We start from the raw sequence: 15549 nt of genomic DNA on the forward strand, positions 1-15549 counted from the left end.
TCCTATCGGTGATATCCGCATTCGGCGGACGCCTTCTCCGCCGCGCGCAGCAGGTCCGGAACGAGCCCCAGCAACCCGTCAAGATCCAACAGTACCTTCGGCACCGACAACGACATGGCGGCGAGAACTTCGCCACGTGGCCCGCGCACAGGCGCGGCGACGCAGTGGATGAAGTCCTCGTGCTCGGAATTGTCGACCGCGTAGCCGCGTGCGGCCACAGTCGCCAGTTCCGAGAGGTACGCCTCGGGCGTCAGGATCGTGTTCTCGGTCTTCTTCTCGTACGTGATCCCGTGAGCGATCTCCCGGCGGCGCTCCTCGGGAAACGCGGCGACGAGGATCTTGGCGACGGCTGTGCAGTGCAGCGCGGCCCGTTTGCCGATCCGGGAGTACATCCGGACCTGGTGACGGCTCTCGAACTTGTCGATGTACACGACTTCGCCGTCCTCGTACGAAGCCAAGTGCACGGTGTGCCCGGTCTGTGCGTTGAGTTCGCGCAGCGCGGGTTCGACGCTCCGGCGTACGTCACGGTCCTCAAGCGACCGGTGCGCCAGGTCGAACAAGGCGGTCCCGAGCCGGTAGTAGCGCACGCCGTCACGCTGCACGAACCGGTGCGTTTCGAGCGTCCGCAGCAGCCGCAGGACCGTCGATTTGTGCACGCCGATGGTCTCGGCCAGTTGGTCCAGGGTGCGTGGCCCTTCGGCCAACGCGTCCAGCAGGGTCAGAGCCCTGTCCAAACTTTGGCTCACGCTAATACTCCCTGCTCGGTCAGGTGGGCCGCTGCCCACTCGTCCGCGTCCGCTTCGAGCAGCGATGTCACGAGCTCTGGCGGCAACGGTGTACCGACATCATCATGCGTCCGCAATGTCGTGGCGGCCTGCAAATGCCCGGATCGCAATCTCCGGACCGGCGACTCACCGGCCAGGGTCGCGGCGAGGAAACCGGCTGCGAACGCGTCGCCCGCGCCGACCGGCTCCACGACATCGACCCGCAAGGCGGGCTGGAAGACCGACGTGTCCCCTTCGAGCAAGGTCGCGCCACGGGGTCCGTGCTTCACCACGATCGTCACCGGGTCCGGCAGGATGCGCCGGATCTCCGCGGGATCGCTCGTGCCCCAGACCTCCAGCGCCTCGTCGTCTCCGGCCAGCACGATGTCCGCCGCGTTGGCGAGTTCCCGAAGCACCGAGGTGTCCCGATCGGCCCACAGTTTGGGCCGCCAGTTCAGGTCGAACGACAACCGGAAAGTGTTCCGGGGTGCCGCGAAAAGGGCACGCATCAGCTCAAGGCACGAGTCCGAAAGCGCGGCCGTGATGCCGGTCAGGTGCACCACCCGGACATTCAGATCCAGCTGCTGCAGCAGCGAGGGACCCATGCCCGACGCGGCCGAGCCGCGCCGGTAGTACCGGACGGGACTGCCGCCCGCGTTGCTCTCCTTGACGTACAACCCGGTCGGCCGGACCGGGTCGATCACAACGCCCGACACGTCGACCCCGTGCAAGCCGACCGCGGCGACCACGGCCTTGCCGAAGGCGTCGGCGCCGACCGCGCTGACCCACTTCGCCCGCAGGCCCAGCATGGCGAGGTTGCACGCCACATTGGACTCGGCGCCGCCGACGGTCCGGATCCACATGCGGACCTGGTCTACCGGTCCCGGCTCGCCCGGCACGAACAGCGCCATGGACTCGCCGAGGCACAGCACATCGGTCTCCACTTTGCGATCCCATCCTTTCCCCCGTGCGGCGGCGGGGGCCTCGAAGTAGCAACGTTGACCTGGCGGCGATGGGGATGCTACACACCACCGCATCACATCGCGCAATAGCCGTTGCAACATACGCAATGAGAGGCAGTCGGATGGTCGAGGTGGCTGGCATCAACCGGGACGCGGTGGACCGGCTCCGCGAGGAGCGGATCGACTGGCGCTTCAAGGGTCTGCCGGACGGGTTGCAGGGCAAGACGGTGGCCGAGGCACTGGCCACGCGCCCGAACCTGTTCTCCGACGGCTTTGTCGGCCCGTTGGTCGTTCTGGACAACGATGCCATCGAGCACAACCTGAGCACTATGAGCCGTTGGTGCGAATCGAAGGGGGTCGTGCTCGCACCGCACGGCAAGACGACCATGGCGCCGCAGCTGTTCCAGCGCCAGCTCGACCACGGCTGCTGGGCGATCACCACGGCGAACGCGAGCCAGTTGCGGGTCTACCGCGCGTTCGGCGTCAGCCGGATCCTGCTGGCCAACCAGCTGGTTGACGCCTCGGCGCTGCGGTGGCTCGCCCGTGAGCTCGACGACGACCCTGACTTCGAGTTCTCGTGCTGGGTGGACTCCGTGCGCGGCGTGGAGCTGATGACCGAAGCACTGCAGGGTGCCAAGCGTCCGGTCGATGTGACCGTGGAACTGGGGGCGCACGGTGGCCGTACCGGTGCGCGGGACATCCCGACGGCGATCGCCGTCGCCGAGGCGGCCCTTGCCAGCCCGGCCCTGCGATTGGTCGGCGTGAGTGGTTACGAAGGCGCACTCGCCCACGACGCGTCCGAGCCGGCATTGGCCAAAGTGGACAGCTACCTCGCGGCGGTCCGGGAACTGACCGCGGCGTTGAAGGACAAGTTCGAAGATCACGATCGAGTGATCGTCACGATCGGCGGCAGCGCGTACTTCGACCACGTCGCCGACGCGCTGACCCAGCCGTGGGGCGACATCAACGTGCTCCCAGTGCTGCGCAGCGGCGCGTACGTGACCCACGACGACGGCTTCTACCGGGGCATCTCGCCGCTCGGCGAGCATGCCCGGATCTCCGGCTCGCCCGCATTCCGCAGCGCGTTGCGCGCCTGGGCTCAGGTGACGTCGAAGCCCGAGGACAACCTGGCACTGCTGACGATCGGCAAGCGGGACGCGTCCTTCGACGAGGGATTGCCTGAGCCGCAACTGATCCGCACGGCCGACGGCACGAAGCCGCTGTCCGGCTGCACGGTCACCGCGATGAACGACCAGCACTCCTTCCTGACCATCGGTGAAGGCGCGGACGTCCAGGTCGGCGACTGGGTCGGCCTTGGCCTGTCACACCCGTGCACCGTCTTCGACAAGTGGCAACTGCTTCCCGCGGTCGGCGCGGACGGCGAGACCGTGGTCGACTTCATCCGGACCTACTTCTAAGGGGAGTCCGAAATGGACATCGTGTTCCGCGGGGCGACGGTGGTCGACGGCACCGGCGCTCAGCGATACCAGGCGGACGTCGGGTTACAGTCCGGGCGGATCGCCGAGATCGCGACCGGCCGACGACTGGACGGCACGCGCGTGATCGACGCGCAGGGCCTCGTCCTCGCGCCCGGGTTCATCGACATGCACTCCCATTCGGACCTCCAGGTCCTGGCCAAGCCGGACCACCTGGCCAAGGTCTCCCAAGGCGTGACCAGCGAGGTCTACGGCCAGGACGGCCTGTCGTACGCACCGGTCAACGACGAGACCCTGGCCGGGCTGCGTGCACAGCTGGCCGGGTGGAACGACGACCCGCCCGGGTTCGACTGGAACTGGCGCAGTGTCGGCGAATACCTCGACCGCCTGGATCAGGGCATCGCGGTGAACGCGGCCTATCTGCTGCCGCAGGGCACGATCCGGATGATGGTCGTCGGCTGGGAAGCCCGGCCGCCTTCCGAGTCCGAAATGGACGAAATGAAGCGGGTCGTCGCGCAAGGCCTCCAGGAAGGCGCGATGGGCCTGTCCTCCGGCCTGACCTACACACCGGGGATGTACGCGGACACCGCGGAACTCGTGGCGTTGTGCGAGGTCGCGGGCAAACTCGGCGGGTACTACAGCCCGCACCACCGCAGCTATGGCGCGGGTGCGCTGGAGGCGTACGCCGAAATGGTCGACGTCTCCCGGCGGTCCGGCTGCCCGCTGCACCTGGCGCACGCCACGATGAACTTCCCGGTCAACAAGGGCCGAGGCGTCGAGCTGCTTGCCTTGCTGGACGAGGCAATCGCCGACGGGTGCGACATCACCCTCGACACGTATCCCTATCTGCCTGGCGCGACTTATCTCTCAGCGCTGCTGCCGAGCTGGTCGACCGAAGGCGGACCGGATGCGGCGATCGCGCGGATGTCCGACCCCGATACTCGCGAACGCATCCGTGCCGACATTGAGGAAAACGGGTCCGACGGCTGCCACGGCGTTCCCGTCGACTGGGACTCCATCGAGATCAACGGCGTACGCAAGGACTCGAACGTGCACCTCGTCGGGCACAGCGTCGCCGAGTCGGCTCGCATGGCCGGGCGGCCGCCCTCGGAGCTGTACTTCGACGTGTTGATCGACGAGCGGATGGGTACCTCGTGCCTGATGCACGTGGGCCACGAGGACAACGTCCGGGCGATCATGAAACACCCGGCGCACACAGGCGGCAGCGACGGAATCCTCGTCGGCGAACGCCCACATCCGCGTGCATGGGGGACGTTCCCTCGATACCTCGCGCGCTATGTCCGTGAGCTGGGCATTCTCGACCTCGAGGAGTGCGTCGCGCACCTGACCGGCCGGGCTGCCAATCGCTTGCGCCTCAACGACCGCGGCCTGATCCGGGAGGGCTACGCCGCTGATCTCGTGCTGTTCGACCCCGAGACCGTCGCCGACACCGCGACGTACGACAACCCACGGCAAGTCGCGACCGGTATCCCGTACGTGCTGGTCAACGGCGTGCCGGTGATCGATGACGGTACTCACACGGGCGCGACGCCCGGCCATTCACTGCGTAACCCTGGAGTCTGAGTAATGGATCTCATCGCCGAGCTGAAGGCGTGGCGCTCACTCTGCATTATCAGAGCTCCGCAGATCGCCGACCCCGCCGGACTGGGCAAGACCCTGGTCGAAGCGGGACTGCCGATCGTGGAGTTCTCGTTCACCACGCCGAACGCGCCCCGGCTGATGGAGCAGGCGGCCAAAGTGGACGGCCTGATCCTCGGCGCGGGCACGGTGATGACCGAGCAGGACGCCCGCGACGCGATCAACGCGGGCGCGAAGTTCCTGCTCACCCCCGGACTGCGGCCCAAGGTGGCCGCCGAGGCCGTCCGGCAGGGCGTGCCCGTCGTGCTCGGGGCGATGACCCCGACCGAAGTGGCTGACGCTGTGGACATGGGCGCCACAGCGGTCAAGGTGTTCCCGGCGGCCAGGCTGGGTCCGGCGTACTTCAAGGACCTGCACGGCCCCTACCCGGGCACGCCACTGGTGGCGACCGGCGGCCTGAACGCCGCCAACGCCGCGGAGTACCTGGAAGCCGGCGCGCTCGCGGTCACCGCGGGCTCCGGCGTGGTCTCCCCCGCACTGGCCGCCGAGTCGCGGCTGGACGAGATCGGCCTGCGGGCACGGGAGTTCGTCGACGCGGTCGCAACGGCACGCGTCACTGAGAAGAACTGAGGGAGCAGTCCAATGGTGGACTGGTTGCAACACACGACGGGTGGGCTGCTGCTGCTCGCCGCGGCCGGTATCGCGCTGCTGCTGGCGATGATCATATGGTGGAAGGTCGAGCCTTTCATCGCACTGCTGATCGTCGGCGTCGGCACCGCGCTGGCCGCGGGCATCCCGGTGGAGACGCTGGTCGGTTCCATCCAGTCGAGCAACGCGGGATCGCTGATCGAGACCGGGTTCGGCAACATCCTCGGCCATATCGCCGTGATCATCGGGATGGGTACGTTCCTCGGCGCCATCCTCGAGGCATCCGGTGGCGCGCAGGTGCTGACCCGGAAACTGTTGCAGGCGGTCGGCGAGAAACGCGCCGCGCTCGCGATGGGCCTGGCCGGGCTGATCTTCGGTATCCCGGTCTTCTTCGACATCGGCATCTTCGTGCTCGCGCCGCTGGTGTACGTGGTGGCCAAGCAGTCCGGCAAGTCGATCCTGTTGTTCTGCCTGCCGTTGCTGGCCGGTCTGTCGGTCACGCACGCGTTCCTGCCGCCGCACCCCGGTCCGGTGGCTGCGGCGGGTCTGCTGGGGGTCGGGCTCGGCTGGGTGATCCTGTTCGGCGCGATCTGCGCGATTCCCGCGTGGGCCGTGGGTCTGTGGTTCTCCAACTGGATCGGCAACCGGATCCACATCGAGGTGCCGGAGGAGATGCTCGAGGCCGCCAAGGTCCACGACGACAAGCCGGGCACCGCGACGGCACCCACGAAGACCGAGCCGAAGCTCGGCACGGTCGTCTCGATCATCGCGATCCCGTTGGTGCTCATCCTGATCGGCACATTCGGCAGCATCGCGCTGCCGAGGCACTCGTTCGCCGCCGGTGTCGCCACGTTCTTCGGCACGCCCGCCATCGCGCTGACCATCTCGGTGCTGCTGGCGTTCTGGCTGCTCGGCTACCGCCGTGGGATGACCCGCAGCCAGGTGTCCACGATCGCCAACGCCTCGCTCAAGCCGGTCGCGATGATCCTGCTTGTCGTCGGCGCTGGTGCGTTCTACGGCCGTGTGCTGACCGTCAGCGGGATCGGCAAGGCCGTGCAGTCGTCGCTCGCGGACATCGGCTTGCCGGTGCTCGTCGCGGCGTATCTGATTTCGTGTGGTCTGCGGATCGCACAGGGCTCGGCCACCGCGGCGATCGCCGCGTCGGCGGCCATCATCGGCCCGACAATCGCGAACGCGGGTTACACGCAACCACAACTGGCGCTCATCGTCGCCGCCATCTGCGCCGGTTCGATCATCGCCTCGCACGTCAACGACGGCGGGTTCTGGATCGTGTCCCGGTACTTCGGCATATCCGTGAAGGACACGCTGAAAACCTGGACAGTGCTGGAAACCATCTTGTCCGTGGTCGGTTTCCTGGTGGCCGCGGTCTTGATGATCTTCATCTGACGCCCTGCACAGAGAGGATCTCCACAGGTGACAGACGGTTTGAATCGGCGTGCGTTTCTTGGCGCCGCGGGAGTTGGCGGGTTGATGCTGGCGACGGGGGTCCCAGCTTCGGCACACGGGAGAAACGTGTCCACTGTGTACATCGGCAGTTTCACCAGCTGGGGCCCGCCGGTCGGGCCTGGTTTCTCGGTCGGCACGGTCGATTCCGTGTCCGGCAAGCTCACCCTGACCGGCGGTGTCCCAGGGATCGTGGACCCGTCGTGGTTCACGTACTCGCGGGACGGCCGGGTGCTGTACTCGACGATCGAGTCAGATCCCGGCAAGATCACCGCGTACACGATCGTCGACGCGCAACGGCCGAAGGTGCTCAACTCGGTCAACGTGGGCGGCGCACACCCGACGCACATCAGCATCCACGGCAAGTACATCCTGGCCGCCAACTACGGCAGCGGCAGCGTTTCAGTGCTGTCGCTGCAGGCTGACGGCCGCGTTGGCGCGGTGACCGATGTCGTCAAGCACACCGGGGAGCGCGCACCCCACGCGCACCAGGTCGTGACCGACCCGAGTGGACGGTGGATAGTCGCCGTCGACCTGGGTGCGGACTCGGTGTACGTGTACAGCCTCGACAACGCCGGGAAGTTGAAGCTGAACCAGCAGCTCAAGCTGCCGGCCGGGCTTGGCCCGCGGCACCTGGCGTTCCACCCGAACGGCCGGTACGCCTACATCCTCGGTGAGTTGCGGTCGGAAGTGACCGTGGCGGCCTGGGACGCGGCGACCGGGAAGTTCACGCCCGGCCAGGTGATCAGCACTCTTGGCGACGCGAAGCCGCCGGAGAACTACCCCGGCGAGATCGAGGTGTCGCCCGACGGCCGGTTCGTCTACGCCTCCAACCGGGGGCACGACACCCTGGCCACGTTCGTCGTCGGCGAGCAGGGCAAATCGCTGGCGTTCGCCAGCACGACACCGACGGGTGGCGTGTGGCCTCGTCACTTCACACTGCATCCGGCGGGTAACTGGGTGTACGTGTCGAATCAGCGCAGCGGCACAGTCAACTGGCTGCCGCGTGACCCCGGCACCGGAAAACTCGGCACGTCAGCGGGTTCGGTGCAGGTGAACAACGTCGGCATCGTTTCCTTCAAGTAACTTTCCGCCCCCGTGGCCGCGCTTCGGCGCGGTCACGGGGGTTCATTCGTCGCGCATTGGTTTAGACCCTTGTGCCGGGCAATTGTCCGTTCTAGCATCGCTCCATTGCCTCACGTGAAACGCGCGTTGCATCAGACGCAACCGGAGGAACGATGAAGATCAAAGGTGTGCTGGCTGCAGCCGCTGTAGGAGTGTTAGTCGTCGCGTGTGGACCACCGCAGGCGCAGAACAACCAGCCGCAGCAGACCGGCAACGCCGGTCAGCCCGTCGGCGAGATGACCGGCGAGTTGAAGGTGTGGCTGTTCCAGGAAGCCAACAACGCGCCGAAGGAAGCCGTGGTCAACGAGGCCAAGCAGGAGTTCGAGGCGGCGCACCAGGGAGTCAAGGTCACCGTCGAGTACCTGCCGGTTGACGGCCGCGCGACGCGGTTCAACGGTGCCTTCAACGACAAGAACTCCTCCCCCGATGTGGCCGAGTTCGGCAACACGGACCTCGCGGGCTACACCGCGTCCAACGGTTTCGCCGACCTGACGGCCGATCTGGGGGCGTGGGCGGACAGCAAGGACCTCATCCCGTCCGTCGTGGACACCGCGAAGGTGAAGGGCAAGACGTACGGGATCCCTTGGTACACCGGCACTCGCGCGCTTTACTACCGGACCGACGTGTTCACCGAGCTCGGCCTGCAGCCGCCGAAGACCCTGGCCGAGCTGACCGACACGGCCCGCAAGATCCGCCAGGCCAAGCCGGACCTGTACGGCATCGCCGTCGGCGGCAAGTACATCTACGCCGCTTTCCCGTACATCTGGGCCAACGGTGGCGATCTGGCCAAACAGGACGGTGACAAGTGGACTTCGGCGCTGACCACCCCGCAGGCGCGTGACGGCCTGCGTCAGTACGCCGAACTGCTGAAGGACGACATCTGTCCGCCGTCGGCATGTGCCCAGCTGACCGGCAGCCAGTCGGTCGCCCAGTTCGCCGGTGGCAAGGCAGGCATGACGATCGGCGGCGACTTCAACCGCAAGGCCGTGGAAGCGGGCACGGTGAAGGGCAAGTACGCCGTGGTTCCGTTGCCGGGCAAGGATGCCGGTTCGACGGCTCCGGCGTTCGCCGGTGGCAACCTGCTCGGTGTGTTCGGTGCGAGCAAGAAGCACACGCTGTCGCTGGAGTTCATCAAGCTGTTGGGCGGCAAGAAGTACCAGCAGAAGATGTACACCGCGATGGGCAACCTGCCGACGTTCAAGGACGTTCAGGAGCAGGTGGCCAGCACGGACAAGTTCGTCGAGCCGTTCGTCAAGACCGCGCAGGCGGGCACGAAGTTCGTCCCGGCGACGCCGGCGTGGACCAAGATCGACGCGCAGAACATCATCCCGACCGCGATCCAGCAGGTCGCCACGGGCGGCCAGTCGGTCGACGCGGCGACGGACGCGGCCGCATCCGAGATGAACAAGGCCTTCGGTAGCTGATGACGACGCAAATCGCCCCTGTGGTGCCGGAGGTTGTTCCGGCACCACAGCGGCCTGTCCGCAAGAAGCGCGAGGGCCGGGCGGCATTGGTCTACCTGCTGCCCGCGGGGATCCTGCTGCTGGCGCTGATGGCATATCCGCTGTACCAACTGGTGCAGATATCGCTGTACGAATACAACCAGCCACAAGCCAGCGGCGCGGAACCGTTGGTGTTCATCGGGCTCGATAATTATCTGGAACTGTTCGGCGACGACCAGTTCTGGTCAGTGCTGGTGTCAACGGTGCTGTTCGCCGCGGTGTGCGTGGTCGGCAGCCTGCTCGTCGGGACCGGGCTCGCGATCCTGGCGACCCGGGTGCGCACGCTGCCCCGGATGCTGCTTTTCTTTGCGGCGCTGGGGGCCTGGGCGACTCCGGCGATGGCCGGTTCGTACATCTGGCTGTTCCTGTTCGACGCGGACTTCGGCGTGGTCAACGAAATCCTCGGGATGCAAGGGCATTCGTGGACCTTCGACCGGCTTTCGGCGTTCGGTCTGGTGGCGGCCGAGGTGATCTGGTGCTCGTTCCCGTTCGTGATGATGACGATGTACGCCGGAATCAAGAACATCTCGACGGAGATCATCGAAGCCGCGCAGCTGGACGGCGCGACGTGGCGGCGGACCGCGACGCAGGTGATCCTGCCGATCCTGAAGCCGCTGATCGTGATCGCGACGATCCAGTCGATCATCTGGGACTTCAAGATCTTCACGCAGATCTACGTGATGACGAACGGCGGTGGCCTGGCAGGCCAGAACCTCGTGTTGAACGTCTACACGTATCAGAAGGCGTTCGCCGGTGAGGAATACGGTCTCGGTGCGGCCATCGGTGTGGTGATGACGGTGTTGCTGATGCTGATCACGGTGGTGTACCTGCGGACGCAGCGGAGGACCGGATGGCAACCGTGATCGGACAACTGCGGCAGGACGGCGCAGCATCGCCGCCGGCAGCGATGACCGCAGGCCGCACCTCGCGACCACCACGGCCAGCCACCCCACACCCCGCCACCGCCACCGCCATCGGCATCGGCATCGGCATCGGCATCGGCATCGGCACCGGCACCGGCACCGACCAAACAACAACCGAGAGCCGCTGCACCTGCTCGGCCACCATCACCTCCCCCTTCAACTCGCGGAGGCCCTGATGGCTACTGCCACCATCCCCCTGCGCAAGCCGCAGCGTCGCCCTGGCCGTCTCATTGCCGAGATCGCGTGCTGTGTCATCGCCGCTCTCGTTGCCGTCCCGCTTTACTGGATGGTCCTTTCCGCCTTCAAGCCCGCGGGCGAGATCCAGTCCGCCGCGCCATGGACCTTCGCGCCCAGCTTCGAAAGCTTCGAGCGAGTCCTCGACTCACAAGGCTTCGGCCGCTACTTCCTCAACAGCGCGATCGTCGCCCTGTGCGTGGTCGCCCTGTCGATGCTGCTGTCGTTCCTCTCCGCGGTGGCGCTGACGCGGTTCCGGTTCAAGGGCCGGACCATCCTGCTGGTGATGTTGCTTGTCGCCCAAATGGTTCCGGTCGAGGCGCTGACCATTCCGTTGTTCTTCATGGTCCAGCAAGTCGGCGCGAGCGTGCCCGCGTTCGGGCTGAACCAGTTGGCACCGCTCGTTTTGGTGAACCTCGCGTTCAGCTTGCCGTTCGCGATCTGGATGCTGCGCGGGTTCGTCGCCGCCGTCCCGGCCGAGCTGGAGGAGGCCGCCGCGTTGGACGGCGCGAGCCGGATGCGGTTCACGTGGCAGGTCCTCTTCCCGTTGGTCGCGCCGGGTCTTGTCGCGACGAGCGTGCTGGCGTTCATCCACGCGTGGAACGACTTCCTGTTCGCCCAGACGTTGATATTCTCGGACGTGGACAACCGCACGCTGCCCCAGGCGATGCGGGTGTTCTACAAACCGGAAGAGCTTGACTGGGGCGGAATCATGGCTGGGGCGACGTTGATGACGATCCCGGTGCTGATCTTCTTCATCTTCGTCCAGCGGCACCTGGCGTCCGGACTCTCGGGAGCGGTCAAGGGATGACGAGTTTCGCAGGCATACTCCCCAAACCTTCCTCGGTCACCGAAGCGAAGGAGACCTTCGTCAGCCGCACACCAGTGCAGCCGGAGGTGACGTTCACCGACGCTTTGGCGAGCGAAGGCTACCGGCTGAGCATTACGCAGCAAGGTGTTGCCATAGAAGCCGCTGACCAGGCAGGGGCGTTCTACGCATCGCAGACCCTGCGCCAGCTGTACGGAGCCGACCGGTTCAGGGCCGCATCGCTCCACAAAGGACCGTGGGAGCTGCCGTGCGGCACGATCGAGGACGCGCCCCGGTTCAAGTGGCGTGGCGTGCTGCTGGACGTCGCGCGGCACTTCATGCCGAAGTACGAGGTGTTCCGGTTCATCGACCAGATGGCCGCGCACAAGCTCAACGTCCTGCACCTGCACCTGACCGACGACCAGGGCTGGCGCATCGAGGTCCCCGCGTACCCGCTGCTGACCCAGGTCGGCGGTTGGCGCACGGGATCGTGGGTCGGCCGTCAGCCAGACGGCACCAAAGAACACGACGGCCGCCCGCACGGCGGCTTCTACACCACGGATGACATGCGCGAGCTCGTCGCGTACGCCAAGGAACGGCACATCACGATCGTGCCCGAAGTGGACGTCCCCGGGCACAGCCAGGCGGCGATCGCGGCGTACCCGAAGCTCGGCAACACCGACGAACAGCTGCCGGTGCTGCGCAACTGGGGCATCAACGAGAACATCCTGAACGTCTCGGACGAGACCATCCAGTTCTACAAGACCGTGCTCGACCACGTGGTGGATGTCTTCGACGGCCCAGTGATCTGCCTCGGCGGCGACGAAGTCCCCACCATCCAGTGGAAGAACAGCCCGGCAGCGGCCCAGCGGATGGCCGAACTCGGCTTCACGTCGGAAGTCCAGCTGCACGGCTGGTTCATCAGCCAGCTCGCGGCGCACCTGGCCAAGCACGGCCGCCGATCCCTTGGCTGGGACGAGATCCTCGACGCCGGTGGACTGGCCGACGACGCGATCATCGCCTCGTGGCGTGGCGAGCAAGCCGGTGTGGTGGCTGCCTCGTCCGGCCATGACGTGGTGATGTGCCCCGAGCAGTACGTCTACCTCGACCACCGGCAGGCCGATCACCCCGACGAACCGATCCCGGTGGGCTTCCTGCACACCCTCGAGGACGTCTACGGCTACGAGCCCATCCCGGCGGCGCTCCCAGCGGAGTTCCACGAGCGCGTCCTCGGCGCGCAGGCGCAGGTCTGGACCGAGCACCTGGACAACCCCCGGCGCGTGGACTACGCGGTCTACCCCCGGCTCGCCGCGTTCGCCGAGGTCGTCTGGTCCTCTCCGGACGGCCGGTCGTACGAGGAATTCGAGACCCGCCTGGTCAACCACCACCTGGCCAGGCTGGATGCCATGGGTGTGGAGTACCGGCCGCTCACCGGCCCACACCCATGGCAAACCCGCCCAGGCGTGCCAGGAAGGCTCCGCTAACCGCCGTGTCCACCACTCCGGCACACCGTGTCCACCACTCCGGCACCATGAAATTCCCTACCGGAACGCCAAGGGGAATTTCATGGTGCTGGAACGTGCGACACGGTGTGCTGCAAAGGTGGACACGGCGCCTTAGCCAGCCGCGAGTCGGTAAAACAACTCTGGCCGTCCCACCTGGCCGTACTGCGGACGCCGGACGACCGTGCCGGTGTCCGCGAGGTGCTCGAGGTAGCGGCGGGCCGTCACGCGCGAGATGCCGACCGCGCTGGCGGCCCCGACCGCGGACAGTCCCTCAGGCGTCTCACGCAGCGCGGCCACAACGGAGTCCAGGGTGTCCGCGCTCATTCCCTTCGGCAGGCCGATGCCGTCGGTCCCCCTGAGTGTCGCGAGCGCACGGTCCACGTCAGCCTGACCAGCCGCCTCACCTGCGGCCATGACGGCATTCCGGAACTCGGCGTACCGCTCCAACTTGTCCCGGAGCGTCGCGAACGTGAAAGGCTTCAGCAGGTACTGCACCACGCCTGCGGACACCGCGGCCCGCACCATGGCCAGGTCACGCGCGGACGTCACCGCGATGACGTCGATGTTCGGGTTGGCCGCCCGCAGCGCGCGGCTGATCTGCAGCCCATGCGCGTCCGGCAGGTACAGGTCCAGCAGGAGCAGGTCGATCGGGTGCTGCTCGACGAAGCGCTTCGCCTCAGCCCCGGTGTGCGCGACCCCGGACACCGAGAAACCCGCCACCCGCTCCACGTAAAGCCGGTGCGCGTCGGCGGCTACGGGGTCGTCCTCGACCACCAAAACCCTGATCATCTCGACAGCCTCACGGGGCCGGCTTGTCCGGCCTACCGCCGAATAGTCTCTCCCACGAAGCCCTTCGATCAGTAGCGGGGCACGATTTACCACTGATCGGAACCAAACCTTCACTGAGCGATATCGATTTGTACTGTCATTGCCACCTTGGCTCGCCGAAAAACCTAGGACCGGCCATCGGCGGGCAATCGAACGGTGAACACCGCGCCGATTTCCTGGCCGAGTTCGATCGTGCCGCCATAACGCCGGACGGTCTGACCGACCAGGGCCAGGCCAAGTCCGCGATTGGAGTCCTTTGTGGACCATCCTCGGGTGAAGGCCGCGCGGGAGGTCTCGTCGTCCAGGCCGGGGCCGGTGTCGGCGACACGCAGGATCAGCTCCGAGTTCGATTTCCTCACGGTGACAAAGACTTTCGGCGCTTCGGTGCCCTCGACGGCCGCGTCGAGCGCGTTGTCGATCAGGTTGCCGAGGATCGTCACGAGGTCACGGCCGGGCATCGCGGTCTCGTCGATGTGAGTGTCCGGGGTGATCACCAGTTCCACGCCGCGTTCGCTCGCCTCCGCCGTCTTGCCCAGCAGCAGTGCCGCGAGCACCGGTTCGCCGACCGCTCCGACCACCCGGTCGGTCAGCTGCTGGGCGATTTCCAGCTCCTCGGTGGCGAATCGGACCGCTTCGTCCGTCCGATCCAGCTCGATCAGGGAGACGACGGTGTGCAGGCGGTTGGCGGCCTCGTGGGCCTGCGAGCGCAACGACTCGGCGAAGCCCTTGACCGAGTCCAGCTCACCGGTCAGCGCCTGCAGGTCGGTGTGGTCGCGCAACGTCACCACCGCGCCGTGGGTCGGCAGCTTCGACTTGTTCACGACGATCACCCGCCGGTCGGTCACGTGGATCTCGTCGCGGACCGGCCCATCCGACAGCAGCCGGTTCACCAGCGAGGAAGGCAGCCCGAGGGATGACAACTTCTTGCCATCGACGTCCTCCGGCACGCCGAGCAGGTCGCGGGCGGCGTCGTTGCACAACGTGACGGTTCCGTGCCTGTCGAGCAGCATCAGGCCCTCGTGCACCGCGTGCAGGATCGACTCGTGGTAGTCGATCATCCGGCCGAGCCGGGCAGGCCCCATCCCGCGGGTCTGGCGGCGCACCCGCGCGCTGACGAAGTACGTCCCGATCAGGCCGACACCCAGTGCCGCCACGCCGACGGCTATCACGGCGACCAGCTGCCCCGACAATTCATCCGCGATCGCTTCGACCGTGATCCCGACGGCAACCAAAGCCACCACACGATCGGCTGAAAATACCGGTACGACGGCTCGAACCGACGGCCCGAGAGTGCCCACAAAAGTCTCGGTCAGCACCCCGCCTTCCAATGCTTCCTTGGTGTTGCCGAGAAAATGCCGCCCTATCTCCTGTGGGTTCGGATGGGTAAACCGGATGCCCTCCGGATTCATGATCGTAATGAAATCGACGCCCGTGTCGTGACGTACATCTTCGGCGAACGGCTGCAGGATCTCGGTCGGCCTCGGCGTGGTCAGGGCCATCAGCAGCGTCGGCGTGTCCGCAACCGACTTGGCCACCGCGACGACTTCTCGCCGGGCCGTGTCCTCGGTGTTCCGGGCCGCGTCCAGGTAGGCCAGTATCGATCCACCGCCGACGATCACACCGACGATCACCACCTGCAACACCAGCAGCTGGCGGGCAAGACTCCACTCCCGCATGACCGTTAACCTCCGCGACGCACGACCGAAATGAACACAACCGTGACCCGTGTCATATCGGCACGGATAGTCTGC

14 protein-coding genes are annotated in these 15549 nt (G+C 66.5%); 10 read left to right on the plus strand and 4 right to left on the minus strand.

From position 1 onward, the window contains the following. Nucleotides 1–2: 2 nt before the first annotated feature. Both B9C43_RS19620 and B9C43_RS19625 read right to left on the minus strand, forming a co-directional pair. On the minus strand, nt 3–746 hold the full coding sequence (locus tag B9C43_RS19620; RefSeq protein ID WP_033389379.1) for an IclR family transcriptional regulator: 744 nt from the start codon (nt 744–746) through the stop codon (nt 3–5). Continuing rightward, on the minus strand, nt 743–1675 hold the full coding sequence (locus B9C43_RS19625) for a sugar kinase (RefSeq protein WP_235038788.1): 933 nt from the start codon (nt 1673–1675) through the stop codon (nt 743–745). Before B9C43_RS19625 ends, B9C43_RS19620 begins: the two co-directional genes overlap by 4 nt. A 173-nt stretch (nt 1676–1848) precedes the next feature. Here B9C43_RS19625 and B9C43_RS19630 point away from each other — a divergent pair, with 173 nt between their 5' ends. The 10 genes from B9C43_RS19630 to B9C43_RS19675 all read left to right on the plus strand — a co-directional run bounded on the left by B9C43_RS19630 (nt 1849) and on the right by B9C43_RS19675 (nt 12949). Further along, on the plus strand, nt 1849–3144 hold the full coding sequence (locus B9C43_RS19630; RefSeq protein ID WP_084428412.1) for an amino acid deaminase: 1296 nt from the start codon (nt 1849–1851) through the stop codon (nt 3142–3144). 12 nt (nt 3145–3156) lie between these two features. Beyond that, on the plus strand, nt 3157–4746 hold the full coding sequence (locus tag B9C43_RS19635) for an N-acyl-D-amino-acid deacylase family protein (protein ID WP_033389377.1): 1590 nt from the start codon (nt 3157–3159) through the stop codon (nt 4744–4746). 3 nt (nt 4747–4749) lie between these two features. Beyond that, on the plus strand, nt 4750–5391 hold the full coding sequence (locus B9C43_RS19640) for a bifunctional 4-hydroxy-2-oxoglutarate aldolase/2-dehydro-3-deoxy-phosphogluconate aldolase (RefSeq protein WP_084428413.1): 642 nt from the start codon (nt 4750–4752) through the stop codon (nt 5389–5391). Between the two features lie 12 nt (nt 5392–5403). Next, nucleotides 5404–6816, plus strand: coding sequence for a GntP family permease (locus tag B9C43_RS19645; protein WP_033389375.1), 1413 nt, complete (start codon nt 5404–5406; stop codon nt 6814–6816). A 27-nt stretch (nt 6817–6843) separates the two neighbouring features. After that, the gene (locus B9C43_RS19650; protein WP_084428414.1) at nt 6844–7959 is read left to right on the plus strand and encodes a lactonase family protein; all 1116 of its coding nucleotides are present in this window, start codon (nt 6844–6846) and stop codon (nt 7957–7959) included. A gap of 152 nt (nt 7960–8111) precedes the next feature. After that, a complete protein-coding gene (locus tag B9C43_RS19655; RefSeq protein ID WP_084428415.1) occupies nt 8112–9422 on the plus strand; it encodes an extracellular solute-binding protein in 1311 nt (436 codons plus the stop codon). Beyond that, nucleotides 9419–10363: a carbohydrate ABC transporter permease gene (locus B9C43_RS19660; protein WP_407657115.1), complete on the plus strand. Its 945-nt coding sequence runs from the start codon at nt 9419–9421 to the stop codon at nt 10361–10363. The genes B9C43_RS19655 and B9C43_RS19660 overlap by 4 nt, the downstream gene beginning before the upstream one ends. Next, nucleotides 10351–10599, plus strand: a complete 249-nt coding sequence (locus B9C43_RS19665) for a hypothetical protein (protein ID WP_084428417.1) — start codon at nt 10351–10353, stop codon at nt 10597–10599. Before B9C43_RS19660 ends, B9C43_RS19665 begins: the two co-directional genes overlap by 13 nt. After that, on the plus strand, nt 10599–11468 hold the full coding sequence (locus B9C43_RS19670) for a carbohydrate ABC transporter permease (RefSeq protein WP_051897185.1): 870 nt from the start codon (nt 10599–10601) through the stop codon (nt 11466–11468). The genes B9C43_RS19665 and B9C43_RS19670 overlap by 1 nt, the downstream gene beginning before the upstream one ends. Further along, a complete protein-coding gene (locus tag B9C43_RS19675) occupies nt 11465–12949 on the plus strand; it encodes a beta-N-acetylhexosaminidase (protein ID WP_084428418.1) in 1485 nt (494 codons plus the stop codon). The genes B9C43_RS19670 and B9C43_RS19675 overlap by 4 nt, the downstream gene beginning before the upstream one ends. Nucleotides 12950–13081: 132 nt before the next feature. Here the strand turns inward: B9C43_RS19675 and B9C43_RS19680 are convergent, their stop codons facing one another. Beyond that, nucleotides 13082–13759 (minus strand): response regulator, encoded by a 678-nt coding sequence (locus B9C43_RS19680; RefSeq protein ID WP_033390673.1) that lies wholly within the window; start codon nt 13757–13759, stop codon nt 13082–13084. Nucleotides 13760–13923: 164 nt separating this feature from the next. Continuing rightward, entirely contained in the window at nt 13924–15474 is a 1551-nt protein-coding gene (locus B9C43_RS19685; RefSeq protein ID WP_084428419.1) for an ATP-binding protein, read from the minus strand. Nucleotides 15475–15549: the final 75 nt, after the last annotated feature.

It is taken from the genome of Kibdelosporangium aridum, assembly GCF_900176515.1.
In the GTDB taxonomy this organism is placed as follows: domain Bacteria; phylum Actinomycetota; class Actinomycetes; order Mycobacteriales; family Pseudonocardiaceae; genus Kibdelosporangium; species Kibdelosporangium aridum.